General features: G+C 48.0%; 28 protein-coding genes and 1 tRNA gene. 3 read left to right on the forward strand and 26 right to left on the reverse strand.

Going from position 1 to position 19,925, the window contains the following annotated elements; all coding sequences use genetic code 11:
* Positions 1-8: 8 nt before the first annotated feature.
* The 22 genes from RB2501_RS13785 to RB2501_RS13880 all read right to left on the reverse strand — a co-directional run bounded on the left by RB2501_RS13785 (position 9) and on the right by RB2501_RS13880 (position 15,917).
* Entirely contained in the window at positions 9-785 is a 777-nt protein-coding gene (locus RB2501_RS13785; RefSeq protein WP_041327287.1) for a hypothetical protein, read from the reverse strand.
* A 367-nt stretch (positions 786-1,152) separates the two neighbouring features.
* Complete coding sequence (locus RB2501_RS13790; RefSeq protein ID WP_015755468.1) at positions 1,153-1,443, reverse strand: hypothetical protein; 291 nt, start codon at positions 1,441-1,443, stop codon at positions 1,153-1,155.
* Complete coding sequence (locus RB2501_RS13795; protein ID WP_148214387.1) at positions 1,430-2,971, reverse strand: CCHC-type zinc finger protein; 1,542 nt, start codon at positions 2,969-2,971, stop codon at positions 1,430-1,432. The genes RB2501_RS13790 and RB2501_RS13795 overlap by 14 nt, the downstream gene beginning before the upstream one ends.
* Positions 2,972-3,266: 295 nt before the next feature.
* Positions 3,267-3,596: a hypothetical protein gene (locus RB2501_RS13800; protein WP_015755470.1), complete on the reverse strand. Its 330-nt coding sequence runs from the start codon at positions 3,594-3,596 to the stop codon at positions 3,267-3,269.
* Positions 3,593-5,038 (reverse strand): phage terminase large subunit, encoded by a 1,446-nt coding sequence (locus tag RB2501_RS13805; protein WP_015755471.1) that lies wholly within the window; start codon positions 5,036-5,038, stop codon positions 3,593-3,595. Before RB2501_RS13805 ends, RB2501_RS13800 begins: the two co-directional genes overlap by 4 nt.
* On the reverse strand, positions 5,022-5,549 hold the full coding sequence (locus RB2501_RS13810; RefSeq protein WP_015755472.1) for a DNA-packaging protein: 528 nt from the start codon (positions 5,547-5,549) through the stop codon (positions 5,022-5,024). Before RB2501_RS13810 ends, RB2501_RS13805 begins: the two co-directional genes overlap by 17 nt.
* Positions 5,550-5,722: 173 nt before the next feature.
* Entirely contained in the window at positions 5,723-5,914 is a 192-nt protein-coding gene (locus tag RB2501_RS13815; protein WP_015755474.1) for a hypothetical protein, read from the reverse strand.
* 2 nt (positions 5,915-5,916) lie between these two features.
* Complete coding sequence (locus RB2501_RS13820) at positions 5,917-6,270, reverse strand: hypothetical protein (protein WP_015755475.1); 354 nt, start codon at positions 6,268-6,270, stop codon at positions 5,917-5,919.
* Positions 6,267-7,103, reverse strand: a complete 837-nt coding sequence (locus RB2501_RS13825) for a DNA adenine methylase (RefSeq protein ID WP_049764870.1) — start codon at positions 7,101-7,103, stop codon at positions 6,267-6,269. Before RB2501_RS13825 ends, RB2501_RS13820 begins: the two co-directional genes overlap by 4 nt.
* 504 nt (positions 7,104-7,607) lie before the next feature.
* Positions 7,608-7,964 carry a VRR-NUC domain-containing protein gene (locus RB2501_RS16515; RefSeq protein WP_041327289.1) on the reverse strand — a complete coding sequence of 119 codons (357 nt, stop codon included), beginning with the start codon at positions 7,962-7,964 and terminating at the stop codon, positions 7,608-7,610.
* A gap of 2 nt (positions 7,965-7,966) precedes the next feature.
* The gene (locus tag RB2501_RS13840; protein WP_015755479.1) at positions 7,967-9,457 is read right to left on the reverse strand and encodes a DEAD/DEAH box helicase; all 1,491 of its coding nucleotides are present in this window, start codon (positions 9,455-9,457) and stop codon (positions 7,967-7,969) included.
* On the reverse strand, positions 9,451-9,618 hold the full coding sequence (locus RB2501_RS16310; RefSeq protein WP_015755480.1) for a hypothetical protein: 168 nt from the start codon (positions 9,616-9,618) through the stop codon (positions 9,451-9,453). Before RB2501_RS16310 ends, RB2501_RS13840 begins: the two co-directional genes overlap by 7 nt.
* Positions 9,619-9,878: 260 nt before the next feature.
* The gene (locus tag RB2501_RS13845) at positions 9,879-12,143 is read right to left on the reverse strand and encodes a VapE domain-containing protein (protein ID WP_015755481.1); all 2,265 of its coding nucleotides are present in this window, start codon (positions 12,141-12,143) and stop codon (positions 9,879-9,881) included.
* Between the two features lie 18 nt (positions 12,144-12,161).
* Positions 12,162-12,920 (reverse strand): PD-(D/E)XK nuclease family protein, encoded by a 759-nt coding sequence (locus RB2501_RS13850; RefSeq protein WP_083760733.1) that lies wholly within the window; start codon positions 12,918-12,920, stop codon positions 12,162-12,164.
* Between the two features lie 65 nt (positions 12,921-12,985).
* Complete coding sequence (locus RB2501_RS13855; RefSeq protein ID WP_148214388.1) at positions 12,986-13,663, reverse strand: hypothetical protein; 678 nt, start codon at positions 13,661-13,663, stop codon at positions 12,986-12,988.
* A gap of 86 nt (positions 13,664-13,749) precedes the next feature.
* Complete coding sequence (locus RB2501_RS16150) at positions 13,750-14,010, reverse strand: hypothetical protein (protein ID WP_148214389.1); 261 nt, start codon at positions 14,008-14,010, stop codon at positions 13,750-13,752.
* The gene (locus RB2501_RS13860) at positions 14,007-14,246 is read right to left on the reverse strand and encodes a hypothetical protein (RefSeq protein WP_148214390.1); all 240 of its coding nucleotides are present in this window, start codon (positions 14,244-14,246) and stop codon (positions 14,007-14,009) included. Before RB2501_RS13860 ends, RB2501_RS16150 begins: the two co-directional genes overlap by 4 nt.
* Positions 14,247-14,465: 219 nt before the next feature.
* Positions 14,466-14,684, reverse strand: coding sequence for a hypothetical protein (locus RB2501_RS16155; protein ID WP_148214391.1), 219 nt, complete (start codon positions 14,682-14,684; stop codon positions 14,466-14,468).
* A complete protein-coding gene (locus RB2501_RS13870; RefSeq protein ID WP_015755485.1) occupies positions 14,684-14,923 on the reverse strand; it encodes a hypothetical protein in 240 nt (79 codons plus the stop codon). The genes RB2501_RS16155 and RB2501_RS13870 overlap by 1 nt, the downstream gene beginning before the upstream one ends.
* A gap of 252 nt (positions 14,924-15,175) precedes the next feature.
* Positions 15,176-15,313, reverse strand: coding sequence for a hypothetical protein (locus RB2501_RS16315; RefSeq protein ID WP_015755487.1), 138 nt, complete (start codon positions 15,311-15,313; stop codon positions 15,176-15,178).
* Positions 15,310-15,561 carry a hypothetical protein gene (locus RB2501_RS13875; protein WP_015755488.1) on the reverse strand — a complete coding sequence of 84 codons (252 nt, stop codon included), beginning with the start codon at positions 15,559-15,561 and terminating at the stop codon, positions 15,310-15,312. Before RB2501_RS13875 ends, RB2501_RS16315 begins: the two co-directional genes overlap by 4 nt.
* Positions 15,558-15,917, reverse strand: coding sequence for a hypothetical protein (locus RB2501_RS13880; RefSeq protein WP_015755489.1), 360 nt, complete (start codon positions 15,915-15,917; stop codon positions 15,558-15,560). The genes RB2501_RS13875 and RB2501_RS13880 overlap by 4 nt, the downstream gene beginning before the upstream one ends.
* A 90-nt stretch (positions 15,918-16,007) precedes the next feature.
* Between RB2501_RS13880 and RB2501_RS13885 the strand changes: the two genes are divergently transcribed.
* Positions 16,008-16,385: a helix-turn-helix domain-containing protein gene (locus RB2501_RS13885; protein WP_015755490.1), complete on the forward strand. Its 378-nt coding sequence runs from the start codon at positions 16,008-16,010 to the stop codon at positions 16,383-16,385.
* On the opposite strand, the gene RB2501_RS13890 is transcribed toward RB2501_RS13885, so the two are convergent.
* The 3 genes from RB2501_RS13890 to RB2501_RS13900 form a co-directional block, all read right to left on the reverse strand.
* A complete protein-coding gene (locus RB2501_RS13890) occupies positions 16,371-16,559 on the reverse strand; it encodes a hypothetical protein (protein ID WP_015755491.1) in 189 nt (62 codons plus the stop codon). The two genes, RB2501_RS13885 and RB2501_RS13890, sit on opposite strands and share 15 nt — an antisense overlap.
* Complete coding sequence (locus RB2501_RS13895; protein ID WP_015755492.1) at positions 16,549-17,127, reverse strand: hypothetical protein; 579 nt, start codon at positions 17,125-17,127, stop codon at positions 16,549-16,551. Before RB2501_RS13895 ends, RB2501_RS13890 begins: the two co-directional genes overlap by 11 nt.
* Positions 17,128-17,386: 259 nt before the next feature.
* Positions 17,387-18,007 carry a hypothetical protein gene (locus RB2501_RS13900; protein WP_148214392.1) on the reverse strand — a complete coding sequence of 207 codons (621 nt, stop codon included), beginning with the start codon at positions 18,005-18,007 and terminating at the stop codon, positions 17,387-17,389.
* A 183-nt stretch (positions 18,008-18,190) separates the two neighbouring features.
* Here RB2501_RS13900 and RB2501_RS16520 point away from each other — a divergent pair, with 183 nt between their 5' ends.
* Complete coding sequence (locus tag RB2501_RS16520; protein ID WP_083760734.1) at positions 18,191-18,355, forward strand: ribbon-helix-helix protein, CopG family; 165 nt, start codon at positions 18,191-18,193, stop codon at positions 18,353-18,355.
* Positions 18,356-18,397: 42 nt separating this feature from the next.
* Positions 18,398-18,470, forward strand: a tRNA-Ala gene (locus RB2501_RS13905).
* A gap of 146 nt (positions 18,471-18,616) precedes the next feature.
* Here RB2501_RS13905 and RB2501_RS13910 read toward each other — a convergent pair.
* Positions 18,617-19,858, reverse strand: coding sequence for a site-specific integrase (locus tag RB2501_RS13910; protein ID WP_238528122.1), 1,242 nt, complete (start codon positions 19,856-19,858; stop codon positions 18,617-18,619).
* Between the last annotated feature and the right edge of the window lie 67 nt (positions 19,859-19,925).

The following is a 19,925-nucleotide window of genomic DNA, read 5'->3' on the forward strand; positions in this document are numbered from 1 at the left end:
TTACGTTTTTAATCGTTGAAAAACTCGGGGTTGTCCTTGGCATAATCAGCCATGAGCTTATTTGCCTCGGCAGACCCCACTTGAATTTTCTTCGACTCGCAGTACTGCACAAAATCGTCATAGGTTTTCGGGGTTCCTCCCTGGTAAGTGGGTTGCGGGCCGCGGCCGGTAGGCTTGGCGTTCCATCCCCGCTTTTCGGAAAAATCCTTGATCACCTGATCGAATTTCATGGGATTCTGCAAATCGTCTCGCAGAACCTCGCCGTTTTGGTAAACCTCCCCGTCCTTCAACTCAAAGTTGTTGGATACAATCAGGGTGGCGTCTTCCCGGGTCAGCCCGGCCGGCAACTCAGCAGGTAAGTGCTTTGCGATTTCAGTAAGGGTTCGCATTTTTGTGATCTGACTTTCCAGTCCACTTGTTTTGCTTTCCCATTCCCCTTTATCGGCATTGTACTTCTCCTGGAGTGCTTTTAGGGCTTGCTCCTTTTCGGCGATTTTCTTGCTTGGCTCCAACTTTGCCTCATCCAGAACAGACTTTTTGAATTCCTCCAAAAAGGAATCTTTGTCTTTCCCTTCAAAAACATCTTTTAGAGCCTTGGATTTGCCTTCGTCGTACTTTCTCTTTCCGTGATTGTCCAGGAGTTGTTCTTCCTGTTCCTTGGAAAGAAATCGCCCCTCGGGCAGTTCCAATTCTTTTTCCTGTTCATCGGAAATTGCTTGTGCCAGTGCATCGGCTTTGACACCGCTCATTGCAGCGAGGGCGTCCAGTGTTTTTTTTGATAGCATATTTTTATCTTAACATATTAACTCCAACTGAGTACGTTATTGAGTCCGCGTCGGCATGTGTCGCTACGACCCTCCAATTAATAGGTATCCCGTTATTTGCCGAGACATTGGCCGTTGCGGCCGCTCCTGGCATAATGGTCAAAACAACTGTTGACACACTTGTAATGGCCGCACTTGCGAGCAATTCATACCATTTCCCGCTTGCCGGATCCTTACCTTGTACGCTAAAGGTCACGGAAGGGGTAAGGGTGACGGCGGTTACGTCAATAATTACTTGCGCTCCTCTGTGAAATGGGTTTTCCACCTCCAGGGGTGTCGGGCTGGCGGTTCGCGCCTCACTAGGATACAGTATCTTTGTAAACATTTTTTATCGGTTGGATTCAATCCATTCGGATACAATTGCTTTCACATCGTCTTTTTTTGTGGCCTCACCCAGGTCGATGGAGTTTTCTTCGGCATAGGCTTTCAAGTCGTCCAGCTTTGCCGTTTTGACGTTGAATTCTTCCTTTTTGGTCTCAACGGGCTCATATTTGATCCCCGTGCGCTTACTATCCATATTCAGGACTTCGGCGTTTTCTTCGGTGATGGTGACGGTACGAACCTTCTCCCATTCTCCCCGGCGGTTTTTCTCCAGCCGGTCATACTTACTGTAACTCATTGCTTAACTGTTTTTGTTGAACATATTGCCGCAGATCGTCGGTAAGCTCCGACACATCCATCAGCATTATTTTGGCATTGTCAAGGGTCAGGGCCCACTGAGAATGGTATATTTTCATAAGTAGCTCCTCACCGGTGATTCCAAGCTCGCGCACCTCCTGGGCCGTGAGGTCTGGAAACGGATCGGTTTTGAGCATTTTCAGCCTCTTGGTAAGCTCAATCGGGTCGTTTGCATACTCAGCCTGGTAATACTTCATCTGCAGGTCGCCGATGATGGCAGAACTGATTTGCTTGTCCGTAGCGTCGATGATTGTTTTAAGCAGAACCTCCGGGCTTTCGTCGTTGTATTTGGTCCCGTAGCTTACTGATGATTCATAGGACGGCGAGGACAGCGCAATTTTTCCATAGCAGTCCAGGATGAACTTATGGAGTCTGCCAAAGTTTTTTGAAAGGTCTTTGCGCCGGGCATTTTTGATCTGGGAATTGACAAAGGTTTCCGTTGCCGTCTTCTCAGCTTGTGGATCGCGAGAGAAATACGATCCCCAAAGGCATTCGTACATATAGTCCCCGATTTCCTTAATGTCCTCCTTGTACTGCTTCCAGATTTCGATAGAAGGGTTGACATACCCTGCAGGAGGATCCAGCTTGTTTTCACCCTCCCGGGGAATCGGCAGCAGCATCATGTCGGATGCGTCTTTGCGCGTCTTGGTGCCGGATCCGTTGCAGGTATAACAAGCGTAGGTTTCAGTTGTCTGTTCGTCGCCGTCCGCACAGTTGCGTTTCAGCTCGCCGGTGCCTCCACACGTAGTGCAATTCTCTGGATATGACCAGTATTTTGCATAGCCGTGGGCCAGCTTGTGGACCAGATGGGTGTTGACATCGTGCAGTCGGTCCTTGGCATCCTCCAAGACTTCATCGAGAAAGGAGACAAAGATTGGTTTGTTTAAGTCGTAGATATCACCCACAACCTGGGCAGGAACAAACCCAAAATAATTCGGAAGCATTTCATCCTCCAGGAGTTCGATAGAATCGCCGTTCTTTGCGTAGATGTTATCCGACTTATCGTCAATTACCCGGAAAAACTGGCGGTCATCGTTTTGGTCCTCCGACTTGAACGGCTCAAAGATGATGGCCTCCACCTGGTTGCCGCGCCGAGCATACCAGTAGACTTGCTCAGTCCCGTAGAAGCTGGTTTGCAGCATTCCATCCCGGTCGATATCCACCATGATAAGTCCATTGGGGTCAGCCACATACTTCTTGAATACCCGTTTACGTAGAAAATCCTTGATGTTCAGCCCTTCGCTGACATCAGATACTTCTGTCTTGATGCGGGTAATTTGGGAGTCTGAGGCGTTGTACTGGATGCTCCCTCCATTTGCTGAAAAGACCTGGTCTGCCGGGCGAAGAAGAAAAGAAATAAGGGATTTGTTGGACTTAAGGAGCTTCTCTTTGAGTTGACGCTGGGCCTCGTTTTCGTAGTTGTCGAGCTTCTCCAGGTAGTCTTTAGCGCCTTCACCAGTAAGATGCATGGTGATTTCTTTGGCTTTTTTGCGAGCCAGAATAAGCCAATCCGGAGTTCCGGACTCGATAATTTCTTTGACTTGAAACGGCAGTAGCTCCATGAAAAAACCCCTTATCTGGGGGACAAGGGGCCTGTTCAATCAACCTGGAAAAGCCCATCATCCCGAATTACAGGATGATGAACGAGACAATATTAGTCAATTATTGTTTCATTTACAACAAAATGTTATAATTTTACAGCGCAGCCCAACTCCGGGCTGATTAAATATTTGTAGCTATGCGGAGTTTTCAGTAGACACCGTCTCAGAAATGGGGCGGTGTTTTTGATTCCTGCATGGCCGCACGGATTAACTCCTTCTGCTCCTCCCACCCGTAAATAGATTTAAGCTTCAGCATAGGCATGGGCTGGTAGCTGTGAAGCGGGCCGGGAGGCTCATCACTCACTCCGTTGTAGGTGTCGGCATATAGTACGGTTCCCGAATCAGGGCAATAGACTCGCAAAACGCAATGATCGACATTGTACAAAATCTCTCCCCCGAACTCGGATTGCAACAGTAAGGCGGCCAGATAACATTGCATGTCTGGGAATTCTTCCAGAAGCAGGCTGAGCTTGTTTTCCAGGCGATTTTTCATACCCTCCCCCTCGCCTGGCTTCCCAAGGCTTTTCTTGGCCGGTCGTTCCAGGCCATGTGCCCGTACCTTCCGGCGGTGAAAATGTGATCGTATCCGTCAATGGGCTGATTTATAAGAATCCCGTTGACCTCTTTGAACTTGTAGTTCTCCTGCTCCTTTTTGACTTCTTTGAAAAGGTGATTCTTTACAACGTGAATCTTCTTTTTCTTCATGGATAGAATCCAAAACATGATTCCCTTTTTCTTGGAAACTTTAAAGGCGTTGCGGTAGCCCCGGTCCTGGAGGCCTTGGACCATTTCAACAGTTCCCTTATTCTCACCAGTGTACTTGTCCGAAGAATCGCAGGGGATGGGCTTTCGCTTCTCAACCCCTAAAGCTTCAAATGCTGCTGCTAGTTCGTCTGGGGTTTCAATGGGTTTGTAAATCAGTGGCTCAATGTAGATATTGTTGGCATCCTCTGAATACCTTACCAGTGCATTAGGGTCTGCGGTAAACCCGAAGTCGTTGGCGTAAATGTAATCCATGTTTGGAAACGCATCGATCCAGGTTATATTCGGGAAGATGGTTCCTTTCATCGCTCCACGAAGGCCTAAGCCGTAAACCTTCCAGTTAAACTCATCAGCCGTCCCTTGCTCTACATTGCGGATGTGTGGCGGCGGCTGGTTGGTTTCTGTAATTGGTTTGCCTTTGTAGAACACACCTTCCTCGGTTACTTGGTAGGTTCCGGGCTCCCAAGGTTCGTACGACAGTATTTTGTTCAACTCGCTTGGAGAAATGAACGGATTGTCTTTGAACGTGGTGCGAAGAAAGGCTGTATCTGAACGAGGCACCACCGAATCAAATACCCAGTGATCGGTGAAAGAAGGGTTGTAATCGCACCACCAAAATATGCGACAGCGCATCTCCACCTGATCAAAAACTTCCCGGCGCTGCATCATTATCTCATTGAAGAACGCGTAATCACAGCCGCCGCCATGCTTGCCGTCTCCAAGGAAGAAAATTCGGGATTTGCCGATTTTAAAGCTTTTGACCTCTTTGGCATCGTGAAAGGGATTTGGCAGGTCAAAATCATCGAGTCGCCTTTTAAAGTCGTCGTAGAGGGTTGTCTTGAACTCATTGTAAGTCTCCCGGTAAATGTTTATCGTGCAGCCGTCTTCTTTGTGGTGGTCTGTTGCAAGCCAGATTATAAAGTCTATTCCCGACCATGTTTTTCTTGACCGGCTGGATCCCTCCAGGACTACCCCGGCATATCCCGATTTTAGATAGGGCTGCCCTTTTTCATTGTAGCCCCAATCCTGCGAGTTCAGAGCATCGTGAAGCAGTTTGTAATTGGGTGAAGTATCCGGCCCGGGATCGGCCAGGGATTCGTGAAGCTCCAGAATTTTGAGCCTTGCCTTTAGCTGCCTGTATCTACGAAGCTTATGTTCAAGACTCGTCTGCAATTTCCTTCTTGATTTGAGCCAGTTCTTGCCGGAGTTCTTCCGCAGTCATGGCGTCGTCGTCCCTTCCAACCTTTTGGTGATCTGCCAGACCTAATTTGCGGGCTATAATGCTGGGGTTCAGGAATCCAGAAGCCGCGCCCTCAAATTGTTGATTGTCGATTATTTGTCGGGCCCGCGTTGTGACCCACGAAAAATCTTTTCTTTTCTCGTAATCCTTAAAGGTTGAAACCCCGATGTCAATGTAGTTGCAAAGTCCCTCCAGGGTAAACGGCCGCATCTTTGGAACCTCGACCATCTCATGGTTCTTTGTGACCTTTACCACCTCCCCGTCCCGCTCATCTTCTTCAATAACGCGCCCTTTGATCACCTGGGCTTCCATGAGAGGGTTGAGTAAACACCATTGGAAATATTCGTTGATTTGCTCGGCCATATCTTCCGGCGAGTCAAATATCCGATCACGCCCGTCTTTCGACCTGAGCAAATAATATTGATTTCCAACCGGTGCAGCCATCACAAAATATTTTTCTTCCAAATGATAATGACCTGTCGCATCATGGGGTTGTCAAGATTTGACATTGGTATAGAATCAACGTAATCCCAGCCCTGATCTACCCGCTCCTGCAGACCCATTACAGAATGGTTCTCAATGTTGTGAACTGATGAAACAATCTGAACTGGCATATCTTATCCATTATAGTCCTTGATGTAATCGGAGATGATCATCCTTGCCTGGTCCTCGGGCCGGCGGAATTCTTTCTCGCAGATTCTTTTGAAAGCATCTGCCTCATGTTCTGTCAACCTGAGCCGGATCTTGGTTGGGTCCAGGTCGAGCACTGGGTAGAACTTCGGTTCGGGCTTACTCCACGGCCATCTCATATTCAAAAATATAACATTTTGTTGGATTTGCAACTAATCAGTAGTGTCATCTTGTTTATTAATATTAGGGCGTAGGTGAGCCCCGCCGACTTGCGAAGGGTGTCAAGATCCTGCCACTCGTGGGTCAGATGCTGTTTTAAGGCATTCGGGTTGCTTCGGCGTTTCTTCTTCGGCCTCTGAGCTTTTGGATTTTCCGGCACCGAAACGTCCAACCCGGGGAAATGCTCCACTTGCGGCCCCCGCGCCTTCAAGAGCGCATCGGCTATGTCATACGCCCGCTCTGCTATCCAATCTGCATCCACGGCAGTAGATGCCATTGCCCCCGCTACCTGGGTGGCTATTTCGTCTCTGGTCATAGTGCAATTGCTGTTTGTAGGTTTGGTTTCATTCGGTTGGTCCACAGCACTTCCATTCGGGCTTTCGCCCCGTCTGCAAAAGCTTTTCGGTAGTATTTATGCCATCCGGTGAGCAAATCATTGTATATCTCATTGTCGTATCCGGAAACAACCACCGCTCCCTGTAGTCCCTGAATTGCCTGGCAAAGATTTTCGTGATCCTGGTCCATCATTTCCTCGGCATAAATCCGTGTGCTCTGACCTTTGAATCGGGTGTTTAGCACGTAAGGGGGATCTATATAGTGGAGAGTATCCGGGGTGTCGTGCTGGCTAATAACATCCAAAGCGTCCCGGTTTTCAATCACCACTCCCTGGAGCCTTTCAATTATCCCTTCCAGGGCATCCGGATAATTCACCCAATCGCGAGCTGGCGTGGTACCAGATCGATTGGAACAGCTTCTGAATCCGGTTCGCTGATGACTTTGGAGTCCGGATGCAAAACCCATAAAAGAGCGGATTACCGTACGTCTGGCTTGTTCTATCGGATCAACGGAGGTGTTATAAGAAAGGTTGAATTCATCCCGGGAAAACGGTGTCATGCGTAAGACATCCAAAAGATCCCGGCCGCAGTCACGGACCACACGAAAAAGATTCACCACCTCCCCGTCCAGGTCATTGTACACCTCCGAATAGGATCTAGACTTCTGCAGCAATACCGAAGCAGCTCCCCCGAATGGTTCTACATATATCCGATGCCTGGGAAAGTGTGAGATAATCCATTGAGCTAACAACCACTTTCCCCCGTGGTATCGGAGAATAGGCCTTGAAACATTTTTTGATTCAACCCGGTTCATCTACATACTCTTTTTTTCATCCCCGCAGCGAGTGCAGCGCCAGGTGGGGATGCGGTTCAACTATTCCTAAAAACTTCAAACTCCCCCTCACTCATCTCCCGGACCTCCCCGGTAATCAGTGATCGTACCCGGTCCGTCGTCTCCCAGCCAGGCCACCCCAAGCATGTTCGACCAACCCAGATGTAAGCAGCTCCTGATTTTCGAGTGAAGACTAGGTTTTCTGAGATCCAGCTTTCTCTTCCACAGGGGTCTTTTTGGATCCACCCTCCGGCCACTCGCTTATAAGATGGTTGGCGTCCCGGGCTATCACCTGCCTGATCCTTTGCCGCATTTGATATTCCAAGTTGAAGTCTTTCCATTTTATTTGTTTGTTCCCGTCATCTTTGGTTTCGATGACGCATTCCGATTCAATTCCCGTTTTGGTTATAAATACCCATGTGTTGGCCCGATGCAGTGACGGAAGTAGGTATCCCTCTCCGACCTGGACAGCTTCTGGGTAATACTCTACCCTGTTTTCCATCCACATATTTCCTTCATTTCATCCAACGACCTAACCACGTAATACCGATATCCGTTTGCAACTACTCGGGCCTGCCAGGCGACTTGCTTGGGTGATTGGGTGCCGCGCATAGTTTTGATCTCAATCAGAAGTGGCCTCCCGCCGGGTTTTAGGTAAATCATGTCCGACACGCCCGGCACCATGCCCATGGTCTTCAATCTTGCCCCGTTGATCCGGCTGCTGGCTGAGTTGTGCACCATGAAAAGAAGCCCTCGCTCATTGGGGTAAGTATTCCAGTGATGCGTGAAGATTTCTTGCTGCAGTCTATTCTCAGATACTGCCCTAGTCACTCGCTGCCCCATATTTATCCAACCTTTATCATTCGACTTCCGTTACTGACTTCTTCCAGGTAGTGGTCTTTCCACCAGAACCTTTCATAGTTGTAGCTGAACCAGTACGGGGACCAGCCCATGCCGCTTACGAATCGCTTTACTTCTTCCCAGGCATCCTCCCCGCCTCCTGATCGCCCGAGCTGATGGATTACCCAGAAAGGTTTTACCAGCCCTTTTTTCGCCATTTCAATCTTGCCTTCCATGGTCATCACCTCCGCCCTACGGCGAAGCTCCCGGGGATCGAGTAATTGCAGCCTGGCAAATTGTTGCTCCTCTTTTTCCTTCACGTCCTCGTACCCACAATGCGGACAGATCACGGTGGCGGTGGGGATAAATGCCTCGCACTGTTTACAGTTTTTGAGCACCGCCTCTCCAATCTGCCTATCCTGCATGGGCATCACCTCCAGGGACCAGGGCCGCACATCATGCCAGAATCCATGCCGGGCAATGTTGCCCCCGAAGTCCAGGATGTTAAAACTTGTCTTCCCATGTGCCATCCGCGATCCGCGCCCACACATTTGCAGGTATAGCGGCACCGACTTGGTGGCCCGGTAGAGGATGACGGTACGGATGTCAGGCTGATCAAAACCTTTGGTAAGAATCCCGACGTTGCAGAGCACCGCTCCCGGGGTCCGGTCGAACCAGGCAAGTGTATTCCGCCTATCCAGATCCGACACGGTTGCATCCAAGTGCCGGGCATCTACCCCTTGCTGCGTGAACTCCGTGATCAGCTCCTGGCTGCTGGCAATATTGGATGCAAAAACTAGTGTCTTCTCCCCGGGGCTTATCCGCTTCCAGTTTTCCACCACGCCGCGGTATAGCTTGGTCTTACTAAATCGGTCGGCTACCTCATTGGCGTCATACTCGCCCCGCACAGTGCGGACCCCAGATAAATCCGATTCCACCCCGTAATAGTTTGGCTCGGCCAGAAATCCGTTATCCACCAGGTATTCGATCTCGACCCCCACTTCCAGGTGATGGTAGTATTCGCCCAGTTGATTCTTGCGACCCATCCGCCTGGGGGTTGCCGTGAATCCCAATACCCGGGCATCTGCGGAGAAGTATGGGAAGAGTTTGTCAAAGCTCCTCATGTGTGCCTCATCAATGATCACCACCTGCATCTTCTGGAGGAAGTGTTGGTAGTCTTTCTTTTTTACGCGCCGGGCCAGCGTTTCCACCATAGCGGTGTAAAGCACTCCGCCCAAGTAAGGCTTGCGGCCGGCTTTAATTTCAATCGGATCCAGGCCATACACTTGCAAGGCCCCTCCGGCCTGCCGCAGCAGTTCAATCCGGTCCGTCAGTATAAGAACACGCCTACCCTTGTCCACAGCGCCCTTTACGATATGGGTGAAGGTGAAAGTCTTTCCTCCCCCCGTGGGTAGCACCGCAATGATGCGGCGGTTGCCCTGGCGGATGGCCAGGCGAAGGCGGGAGATTAAATCTTTTTGGTAGGATCTTAGCATGGTTTCCTTTTTGGATCGTTAATCCATTTTTCTTTTCCTCCTCGATGCACCTCAATAACTTTTTTGATGTCCTCCAAAAATTCTAATTCAAATGGATATAGAGCGGTGTTTTCAAATTCGCTTAACTGCTCCTCCAGCTTCTTAATCATGTATTCCAGCATATCAACACTTTTTCGTGGTCAACCACATAGTCACTTGATTTCAGAGATCGACCACACTCCAATCCCTTTATCTTAAAGGCCTTCAACTGCTTTTGTGGTACTGTGGTCACTTATTTCTTTTATAAGTATTATTTATATATAGAAAGGGAGGCACCTGACGCCGCCCACCAGGGAGACCTGTGGCCTGTAAAAGAGATACAAAGTTTGAGGACACCCAAGTGACCACACTTTTTGTTAACCTATTTTTATGCTTAAACATCCTAAAAATCAAGTGTTTGCGAATCTAAATTTGTGGTCGGACTCTCATCGACCACATTAGGCGCAGAAGTATATTTTTCAATTACCAGCCACTTTTTGCTAGTCGTGCCTCCATCTCGAACAGATCGTTTTTCAAATCCAAGGGCTTTAAGGGCAGCGCCCAGTTTGTGGATAATTAACCTCTCTTTTGTTTTCTCATCTAAGTAAATTTTGATTTCGGTGGTGGTTCTGGGGATGCAATTGCCGCCAAGGGAGTCTGTTGGCTCGAAATATTTTTGAACCATGTCCATCTCAAAGTTTTCCGACTCATGAATCCCAGTGCATTTATTGAGGTAGATGCGTTCTTTTTTACCAAGCATCCACTTGTCACCCAGGTCGCGCCACATCCAGTAGAGTTCCATGAACAGCTCCGTTTTATCAATCTCTGCCATGCGGTCGTGATCAATACTGCGGATCTTAACGGGAATTATCCTGCGGTTCCCGGTCATGTCGTACAGCACTCGGTCGTCGTTTGACGTTCCGCAGAGGACAGCATATCGGGTGAGGTCTTCCCAAACTTTACCGTAAGGCTTTCTTACTGAAAACTTCTCCTTCGATACCAGTTCTTTAAATTCGTCGGCCTGCCTCTTATTTTTCCCTGAAAACTCATCGTCGCAAATAATCAACTTCTTGGTCATCAGCGGGGCTATATCATTTTCCTTGTTAAGCTTGTTTTCCGTTTGATAAGAGGACAGTGACTCAGGCAGAAGGTTTCTAAAAAACTTTGTTTTACCGGTCCCTTGTTCTCCGGTAAGTACAAGGACTAGTAGGGAAAAAGTGCCATTCATTGCAGAGATGATACCGAGCAGCCAACGGGTGAGGAATACCTCCAGATAATCGGCCGCCTCCTCGTCCTCAGTAAGGGCCACCCCATCCAGGTCCGGCTTCTCGTAGTCGAAACAAGCCAGCAATTCCTCCAGGCATCCCGTTGGTTTCAGGTGCTTATTGTCTCGGAAGAAACTCGTGAACGGGTTGTATGAAGTAATCAGGTCAGAGTCCATAAGCGCGAACAGCTTGGATTGGGAGACATTGAAGCCAACTGCGTGCATTGCTTTTCGGTACAGGCTATTGTAATCTCGGTCCTCCAGCTGTTCCCCTTCCCCACTCTCGTAGTACCGCGTTATTTCATTGAACCGCAAGCCCAAGGACTTAATGAAAGTCTCCAGCTCCAAAACCTTATCATTGACCTGGACCGTTTGAAACTGGTGAACGGGGATGTCCTTTATTTTCTCCAAAGCTTCCCGGGTTCGCTCTGGCTCTACACCGCGCATCTGCAAATATTCTTCGGTGCTACGAATAGCTTCTTTGCGATCTATCCCGGGTTCAGACTTTAGGCGCTGAGCGTAGTAAATTTCAGCCTCGATAGTGGCGGGTGTGCGGGTCTCAATTCCCGCTTGCTGGCAGTAGTAAAAAAATGTGCCTATCCCGACGCCCCCGGTGTGATCCCGGCGTAGGGCTATGTCGTATTGTTTATCGCATTTTCCCCGTTCGTATTTGCTGGACTGAGCGGAAACGATATGGAAATAATCCCGACCCCCTTCTCCAAATTCGGATGCTAAGGCAAAACTGGTATGAAGCCAGGAGTGATAGTCCTCCGCGATGTTCACCCCCCGATTCTGGATCTGCTCCAGGATATGCCTGATGTCTTCGTCATGATAAGCAATAGCCCTGGCCGGAGCCTCCCGAAACTCTCGCTGCTTTTTATTGAGGTACTTGGACCACTTCTTACTGCCTCGATTCAGGTAAAGATGCGGGTCGTACGAGATAAACCGTAGCCGGGATACATCTTTCCCGGAAGGATCTACCACAACACCGTACTGGTTTGCCAAATATCGTTCGATAGCCTGAAAAGCCTCCAGGTGCTTCTCTGGCGAAACTTTTACGTACCACACCAGGCCAAACCCCCTGATGGATGTGTGGCAGGCATAGCAATGCGGGTCTTGCTCCAGGCGGGCCCTGTTTGCTAGCAGATCCGCGTTATCCTCTGCATCCAAGTCGATCCCTATTATTCCGGAGTGTTCAGCCAGGTTGTCCCGCCTGCGGCGATCCTCAAAGCGCCCTGAGACAGTAACAGAAGGGACGCCGGTTTTATCCGACTTCCCGTTGCGAACCGCCAAAACCTTGTCTTGCCAGCGGCCGTCACGGACGTATTCGAGGTAATCATCCAGTTCAACATCTCCACCTACTTTGCTGAACTCTCCGGAATTGAAATAAGAAATTTTGGTCATGCTGCTTTTTAGGGGCGTTTAAACTTCGGCTAGCTGCTCTTGCGGCTGGATGCTAATTGTGTTCGGATAACTCAGGTTCTTCGGTGCATAATTGGGGTTTTCACAATCCCATAGCGCCCGGGTATGGTAATAGAGCTGCAGGTTGTACTCATGGCTATCGGTGAACTCCTTGAGTTGCCAGTCTACGCCTTGAAACTGTCGCTTGGTCCGATGATTTGAATTGAGCCAAAGGATGCCATACCGATCAATCTTCGGTGAATTATGTTCATCCCACATTTCTTTGTATGCGGCCAGCTGAATCTCATGCGTCTTATACAGCCCATTAGAGGTCTTGAAATCGATCATCCAGGTCTCCCCGTTGATCTTAGCAACCATATCGCAAGTCCCCCCGAGTTTCATTTTCTTACTGAATAATTGGGTTTCTGTAGCCACTTGCTCTCCGGACTGGATGTAGTCCTGATAAAATTCCATGAACCGGCAAATCATTTGCCATTCATCCAGGGAGTAATGCTGCTTTCCTTCTGTGATCCATTGCAATTCACGGCCGAGCAGGATCTGCTCAATGGCATTGTGAACGTTGCTTCCTCGGTCGGCGGCCTCCCGGAGGATACGCTCGGCTTCGCCTCCGACATTTTTGAGCCATTCCTGGAAGCCATACCCCTTTGGATATGCGGAGAGTACGGTGGTCACTGAAGGGTAGTATTCATCCCCCACCTGGTAGAATCTTTCATCGAGCACGTCGATCCGGTTCAAATTCTCGTGTGCAAATATTTTCATGTTATTGGTGGTTTTAAACCCCCAACCGAAGCCGGGGGTGTTTTGATTGGACTAAGTTTCGGGGCCTAAAAGTCATCCTGCGGCCCGGCAGTTGCGGGGGCGGGTTCAGGCGCTGCCTGGGGTTGGGGATCGGGCTGCTCCTGGTCGCCATCCGAAAACAAAGAGCAAAACTCCAGGAACTTCTTTTCCAGGAAAGCAAGCTGCTTGGTGTTGTCCCAGGTCTCTTTTCCCTTAAATGTCACCTTCTCCAGCGGAGGGACCCCGCCCGGGTTCTTCTTGGTTCCGTAAGCCCAAGGCAATTGCTCCCCGTGCTGGATGATGGAAAGCCCAGTGGCATCCCGGCCCTTCTTCTTGGAGAAATACTGATACGGCTCAAATTCCACCGGGCTGTCAAGCTCGATGCCAGGAGCGGCGTACAGGAAACCCCGGCCGTATGCAGAATCGAAAGGCACCTGCAAAACGCACTGTGCACCATTTTCCGCCTCGATACGGAACTCCATGGTCTTGCCGTACTCGGGGTGCTCATCCGGCGGCAACTTCAAGTCGGCTCCTTTGATGAAGCCCCGGAGGTAATCCAGCTGCAGCTCGTAGACCCGGTCCCCGTTTTTGTTGATGCGGGTAGTGACCCCTTCCATTTCGGCGGGCTCTTCCTTGCCCAGGGATTTGACCACTTTTCCCATGGTCACGTTAAAGTAGTGGCCCACGCGCTCGCGCTTACCACCAAAATCATTTACATTCGACATAACTATTTATTTGTGTTTCACTTTTTTGTCCAACTGAGTCAGGGGTTGGACTTCCCCGTTTTCTAACCGGCCCAGGCAGCACCCCACTACCGCCTGGGGGATCCGGTTGCTTCTTCTTTGGATACTCCGTGTATCCGTTTGTATTCTTCCCTAAGGGATGAAAGGATGTACTTGCCGTGCACCTTTGAGGGGCGTATGCGCGATTCGGGGTGACGCAGCAGCTCTTTGAAATAGGATTCGCTGATCTCCAAAAACTCCAGAGCTTCTGAGCGGGTGCAGATTCCTTTTCGAGAATGGTGGCTGCTGAGTAGCATTTCAAGGGCCCCTACCGTGATTGTGTGGCTCATATCTGGACGGCTTTTCTCGCCCGGCGGCTGGACTTCTCCTGCTCGGCCAGGGCATCGTCAAATATCTCAACCACTATCGGCTGTTTTTCCTCGGGCATTCTCTCCCCCCAGAGGTAGACGTTTTTGAATGTCTTTTGGTCAACCCCACAGGCTGTGGCCGAAGCCTCGACGACTTGCTTTCGCGTCTTGGAGGTCATCTCGTCCCACATCGTTCGGATAAATTCCATTGTTTCCATTACTTCATCCTTTTTTGGTGAGCAAGCCTACGCTTGCGTTTTGCTTTTTGTGATCGAGTGGGGAAATACATCGGGCTTCCCATTCCGGGGTATCTGTATTTCCGTATTGGGTTTTCTAATTTCATTGTCACATCCGAATGCTCTCCAGAGTTGCCCACCTCACCCATCATTGCTGCAGCCATCATAGCTAAGTGTCTCATTCCTTTCATTACTCTCCTTTTAATCAATAAATCCGTTAACTGTTAATGTTCCCGGACTGCAAAGCAAATTTCCTTTGTCGGTGTACACCCGAATTTTTCCTTTTATTGGCTTCTCATGGGAGTAGGTGCGCCCAATCAATCCGCTCTTGGTAGTAACCAAAGTCCCGGCTCTTTTTGAAGGGCTGCCTGCCAGACGTTGGGCGCACTCAAATTCCCATTGCATTTCCTCGGCAGTCATCACTCTCCTTTTAGTAGTTCACACACTTCCTTACACGGTGTTTCCAGTTTGCTGCAATCGGTGTTTAAATCGATGTAGCAGTTTTCTGTTTTGCGTTGGATTTTGTTATTGGCGCCATAGAGGTATTCGTCCATTGTGGGCTTCTCGCAGGAGGCCGCTATGAGCATGGCCAGGGTCAGCACAAAGAAGAACAGGGCCGCTCTTAGGTTCCATTTTGGGTTTTGGTATTCTGAGTTCATAACAGTTTTATTTGGTTTCTTATCCACTCTAAAAAGAGTTCCAGGTATCCCCTAAAGGGGCTGTGGTAGATCATTACAAGGCCAATAGCGCAGCCCAGTAGAAAGCATCCTAATAGCCAAACCGGGTTCATATCCTGGGATATTCTTCGTCCATTTTTTCAAGCATCCTCTTGTATGCTCGATCGTACCGCTCGGCTTCAATGCATTTCTTTTCGTCGGCGATATATTCTTCGCGGGTATAAATGGGCTGTTTCATGTCTTGTCGTTAAGAAATTCGTCAATCGTTTTTGTTGGTTTCCCGGTTGCGTCTGCGAAATCGTCGCATATTTCAGCAAAGGCATATCCTATGTTCGCAAACAGCTCTGCTAGTGTTTGGTGTTGATCTTTCATATCGCCAGGAGTTTTCCGGGGGACTTTGTAAGAAGTACACCCCAACGGGCCTCGGCATCTGCTATCAGTCTTTTCATGGCCTCGCAGACCCCTTCATCTTCCCAGATAACCGCGACCGTGAAGTCCGCTTTTATCCACTCCCCGGAAGGGAGGCACACCTCGAAGTATGCGTAGATGAACTTGTCTTTTTCCTCAGTACGGATGCGCCAGTCAGTCTGGCCACGGAAGTTGTTGGCTATTAGTTTCATGGTATATAATTAGGTGCGTTAGTATAAGGGTGGTAAGGCTCCTCCCATTCTTCCAGTTCCTCGGCTTTCAGCAGGGCTTCTACAAGCTCGGCCTCTCGGTTGAGCTTCTCCCGCAGGATTTGCTTTTGGGCATCGGTAAGGGTGGGTTCAAACCACTTGCCCCGAACTCGTGCCGATATGTCAAATATGTACTCCCCGTCTTCGGTAAGACGCAGGCCCATTTCCAGGTTCCTGCTTATGTAGTCCAATCCAATATCCAGGTCCAGCGCAGTGGTCCGGCGTAGTTTTAAAACCGCCTCGCAGAATTGGCTCGCCGGGAGGGTTGGTGATTCCTGTAAATTTGCTACCTTGTTCATCGCTTGATTGTTTTGTACAAGACAAATATCGAAGTTTAGTTTGTATTATCCAAAGCAAATGTGTTAAATTTACGAAGTTTTCTTTGCTATATGAATAAAATCGGCCAACGATTTGAGGAGATAATGAACGACAATAGCCTGAATTACAGGACTTTTGCGGAAGTTTTGGGCGTTTCAGATGTTGCTGTGAGAAATATTATAAAAGGGAAGTCAAATCCTAAGTTTGATTTGCTTAGTGCCTTGGTTGGTAAATATCCGAAGATCAATTCGCATTGGCTTTTAACCGGCAAAGGGGAGAAATACACCACAATTAAAGGGCACACCCTGTCTAATGCCTCGGTGCAAGAACTGGCAGAGTACGTGGTGGGAAATCAAAAGATATTTTTAGAAGACCCGCTATTTAATCAGTTCGTGGAAAAGCTGACATATAAACGGATGTGGGAAATCGATAAGTCAGATAAGCAATGAAAGCAAAGGTTTTCCTGACTTTTTACGCAGATCGTTTATTTTCTCGATGAAGCTATTGGTTTCAGCCTCCTCTTTTTCAAATAACTCTTTATACAACTTATCATTGGCCGGGGAGCTTACCAGATCCCGCCCCTTCAGTTTGTCCAATATTTCTTTCTTTCTATCAGAGTTCATCCGCAACTTCATTTAGGACAGGCCACATAACTTCGTCATAATACACCTCGACATCCTTAACGTGATTCGGCGTCTCAAGTATAATAGTATTGTTGAGTCGACGTATGATTCTTTTTAGCGAACTTATATGATTTGTAAAGAATTTCCTAAGTTTAGTTTGTACGAAAACTGCTACTATAGCAAAGCAAATAGAGAATGCTATTTCCACGTTGTCTCCGAAGATTGAAGCATCAATGAAGATCCAGAACATAAAAAAGAAACCTACTCCTTGGATTGCCCATCCGAAAAATCGAAACGGATTAACCGCATCTTTAGTCATAAAATTTGTTGAGTAATTGATGACCATTCCCACAGTTATAAAGGCTATTTCAATCCCGAAAGAATACAAAAACGAGGATAGCCACCTAAAGCCCATGAAGTCGCCCTCGATGTCCCTATCCCCGTTGTATAAAATGTAGCCAACCCTGGCAATTATAGCTATAGCAGCCGCACCACTAACCGTTGCCGCCGTTATCCCCGGGCGGGTCGATTTTATCTTTGTCAGGACTCTGGATATGAAGATCATCATTTCCTACTGTTGTCTCAGGATCGCAGGAGTAGAAAGAACTTAAACCCACGATAATCATCAAAGCAAATAAAACTTTTTTCATTGTGAAATAATTTTAAGGTTACAGCCTTAAATTAATCCGCAATGACCTGGAATCTAGGAAATCGGGGGAAGAATTATTCAATACTTTTTAACGACCCAGGACTGGCAATATACGAATTTTACTTTGGATTCAAATTGCATATAACCCGTATTATTTCTATGGGAAATATTGTTAAAATCACCAATCATCATCTGAATGGTCTTGCTTCATGTAGGCTAAAAGTGATTGGTTTATCTTTTCAATTTGCACTGTAATTGGAATAACCATCGACCTGCCGTACTTCTGAATGTTAGTGTACAGTTCATCATACTTGCGGTCATTTTCGATTAGCCTTGTCATAGACTTCAATTCCGCCCCACTTTCTGGACCATAATGTCTCCGCAAGTGATTTCGGTATTCCTCCTTACCTAAAAAATAATCTTGGAGCCTATCCGGGTACGATGGATGCTGTTCCAGAGCAACGTCTGTTATATCAATTTTGTATCTACCTTCTTTAAATTGAACATTGAGCGTGTAATTTATTCGACGACCTTGCGTGAATTCTTTACCATTAATAGTTTGAATAGCTGGAACCTCAAAAGACCCTTTGGTTAATATTTGGTCGTCGTCATTAATGCGGGTAACGTAATTCGAGTTATTATATGTTTTCGCCGCCCATTCGGTCGCCCACTTCTGTAGATCACTTCTGGATCCATTGACTTCATGGACCTGGCTTAATGAAAAATTACCTTTTCCATCGAATTCCACTTGCCCCCAGGCCACCCCGCAGCACATCAAAAAAACCAGTAACGTCCTCATAATTTGAATTTTCCCCAATGTAAGAAATAACTCCTGTTCCCCGCAAGGTAGTTCATCGAGGGAATACGGCGGGTTGTCGGTTGATAACTGGTTGATAAATACGGGCGGCCCGCCTACCATCGCCCACCCATATTTTGTACTTTTATCGGTAGGGAACACCCCACAAACTAAAAACACGATGTTATGAACGCTAAATCCAAAAATCTGAGTGAAAGGAGAACTATTCGGCTAAACCCCAAAGTCGCAAAATCGATTGACGAACTGGCAGAAAAAGACAATCGATCGTTCAGCAATATGCTGGAAACCATGTTAATCAGACAATTAGAACAACATGGAAGGTTTGTATAATACTAAAGCCCTCCGGGTAGGGAGGGCTTTTAAACTTACGGTGGCCATGTGGTAGAATGGTAAATACTCTTCCTTGGCAAGGGATGATTTTCGGGTTCGATTCCCGACATGGCCTCTGAGACTGGGTCGGCGAAAGCCGGCCCTTTCTCTTTACCGTTAACTCAATATAAAGCAAATATATTGTATTTCCTAGTGCTATTCCTAGTGCTCATGCTGATTTAACACCACTTTTTGATGCTCCCTGTGGTGCTGGAAGTATTGTTAAACGTCCTCCTGGAGCACCTGTTGCAGAACCTGATCGACGATTCTATTGGGCACGCGCCCCTGGTACTTAAAAGTTTCTTCCTTTGGTTTATGGCCTTGAATCTGCATTGTATGGATGATATTGGCCCCTGAATCTCCCGCCCACGTCCTGAAAATATACCTTGGACTTTTGGTTTTAAGTGGCGGGGTAATTTCCAGCTTTTCAGACATCTGCTTTAAAGCCTTCCAGTAATACCGGCGGTAGTATTCATACTGCTCGGTTCCATGTGGCGGAATGAAGGAAAACACCCTCTTTGCCTTTGGCGTTCCGTGCCTATTTATGATATCCTGAGCCTGGGGCAATAGAATGTTGTCAACCTGAACCGGAACCCCGCGCTTTATTTTCTTCCGCATAAATGAAACCCGGCCGCCAGACACATCATCCCAGGTAAGTCCGGCGACATCTACCAGGTCATGCCCTCCAATGTAAATCTGAAACAAGAAAATTGCGATCCTTTGCTCGATGGCTTTTCCGCGAGCCGCCCCCGCATATTTGCTGGGCGAATAATTGGCAATTCGCAGCAAGTCAGATTTTGACAAACGCACTTTTTTCTTCCGGCTTACCGACTGAGGGATAAGTCCATTGAATGGCTTTTGATCTTCAATGAGTTTGCGCCGGGCCGCAGCATAATAAACCGTTCGGATGGTCACCAGGTAAAAGTGTACCCCTGGATCCCCGCAACCTTCCGAATATTTGAAGGCTTTGAACCCCTCTATCCACCCGGGAGTGATATCGGATATCGGAATGTCATCGGTGAATTTGCGTATTTGGGAGAGGGTTTGATCAAATGCTCGGGTAGATTTGGAGGCGAGCTTACGCTCATGTGTGATTTGCTGCCAAAAATCAAATAGACTTACCGTGGGTTGTCCCCGAAGCTCCCGCAGTCGTTTTTCCAACATTTCGATTTCGTCCTGGGGACTGGACTTCCCTTTGATGTATTGGACCGCTTCCCTCAGGGTGTATCCGTGCTCATTGCAATAATTGAGCTGTTGCTGTAATTCAAATTCACGCCTTTTAATCCACGTGCTCAGGTGGCTATAGTTAGGATGCTTTCTAGTAACACCATCCCTCCAATGCTCCTGCATAGAAAAATACCCGGTGGAAATATATTTTTTACTTCCATTCCCCGAGATGTATATCTTTATAGGATGACCCTTTTTACCCTTACTGCGAGTGTCGAGTAGTATTTTTCCTTGCACCAATTTTGCGAAAATTTAGCCCTAAATGGGTCTAAATATAGCCAAATAAACCTATTCGCAAAACAAG

This window comes from Robiginitalea biformata HTCC2501, from assembly GCF_000024125.1.
GTDB classification, from domain to species: Bacteria; Bacteroidota; Bacteroidia; order Flavobacteriales; family Flavobacteriaceae; genus Robiginitalea; species Robiginitalea biformata.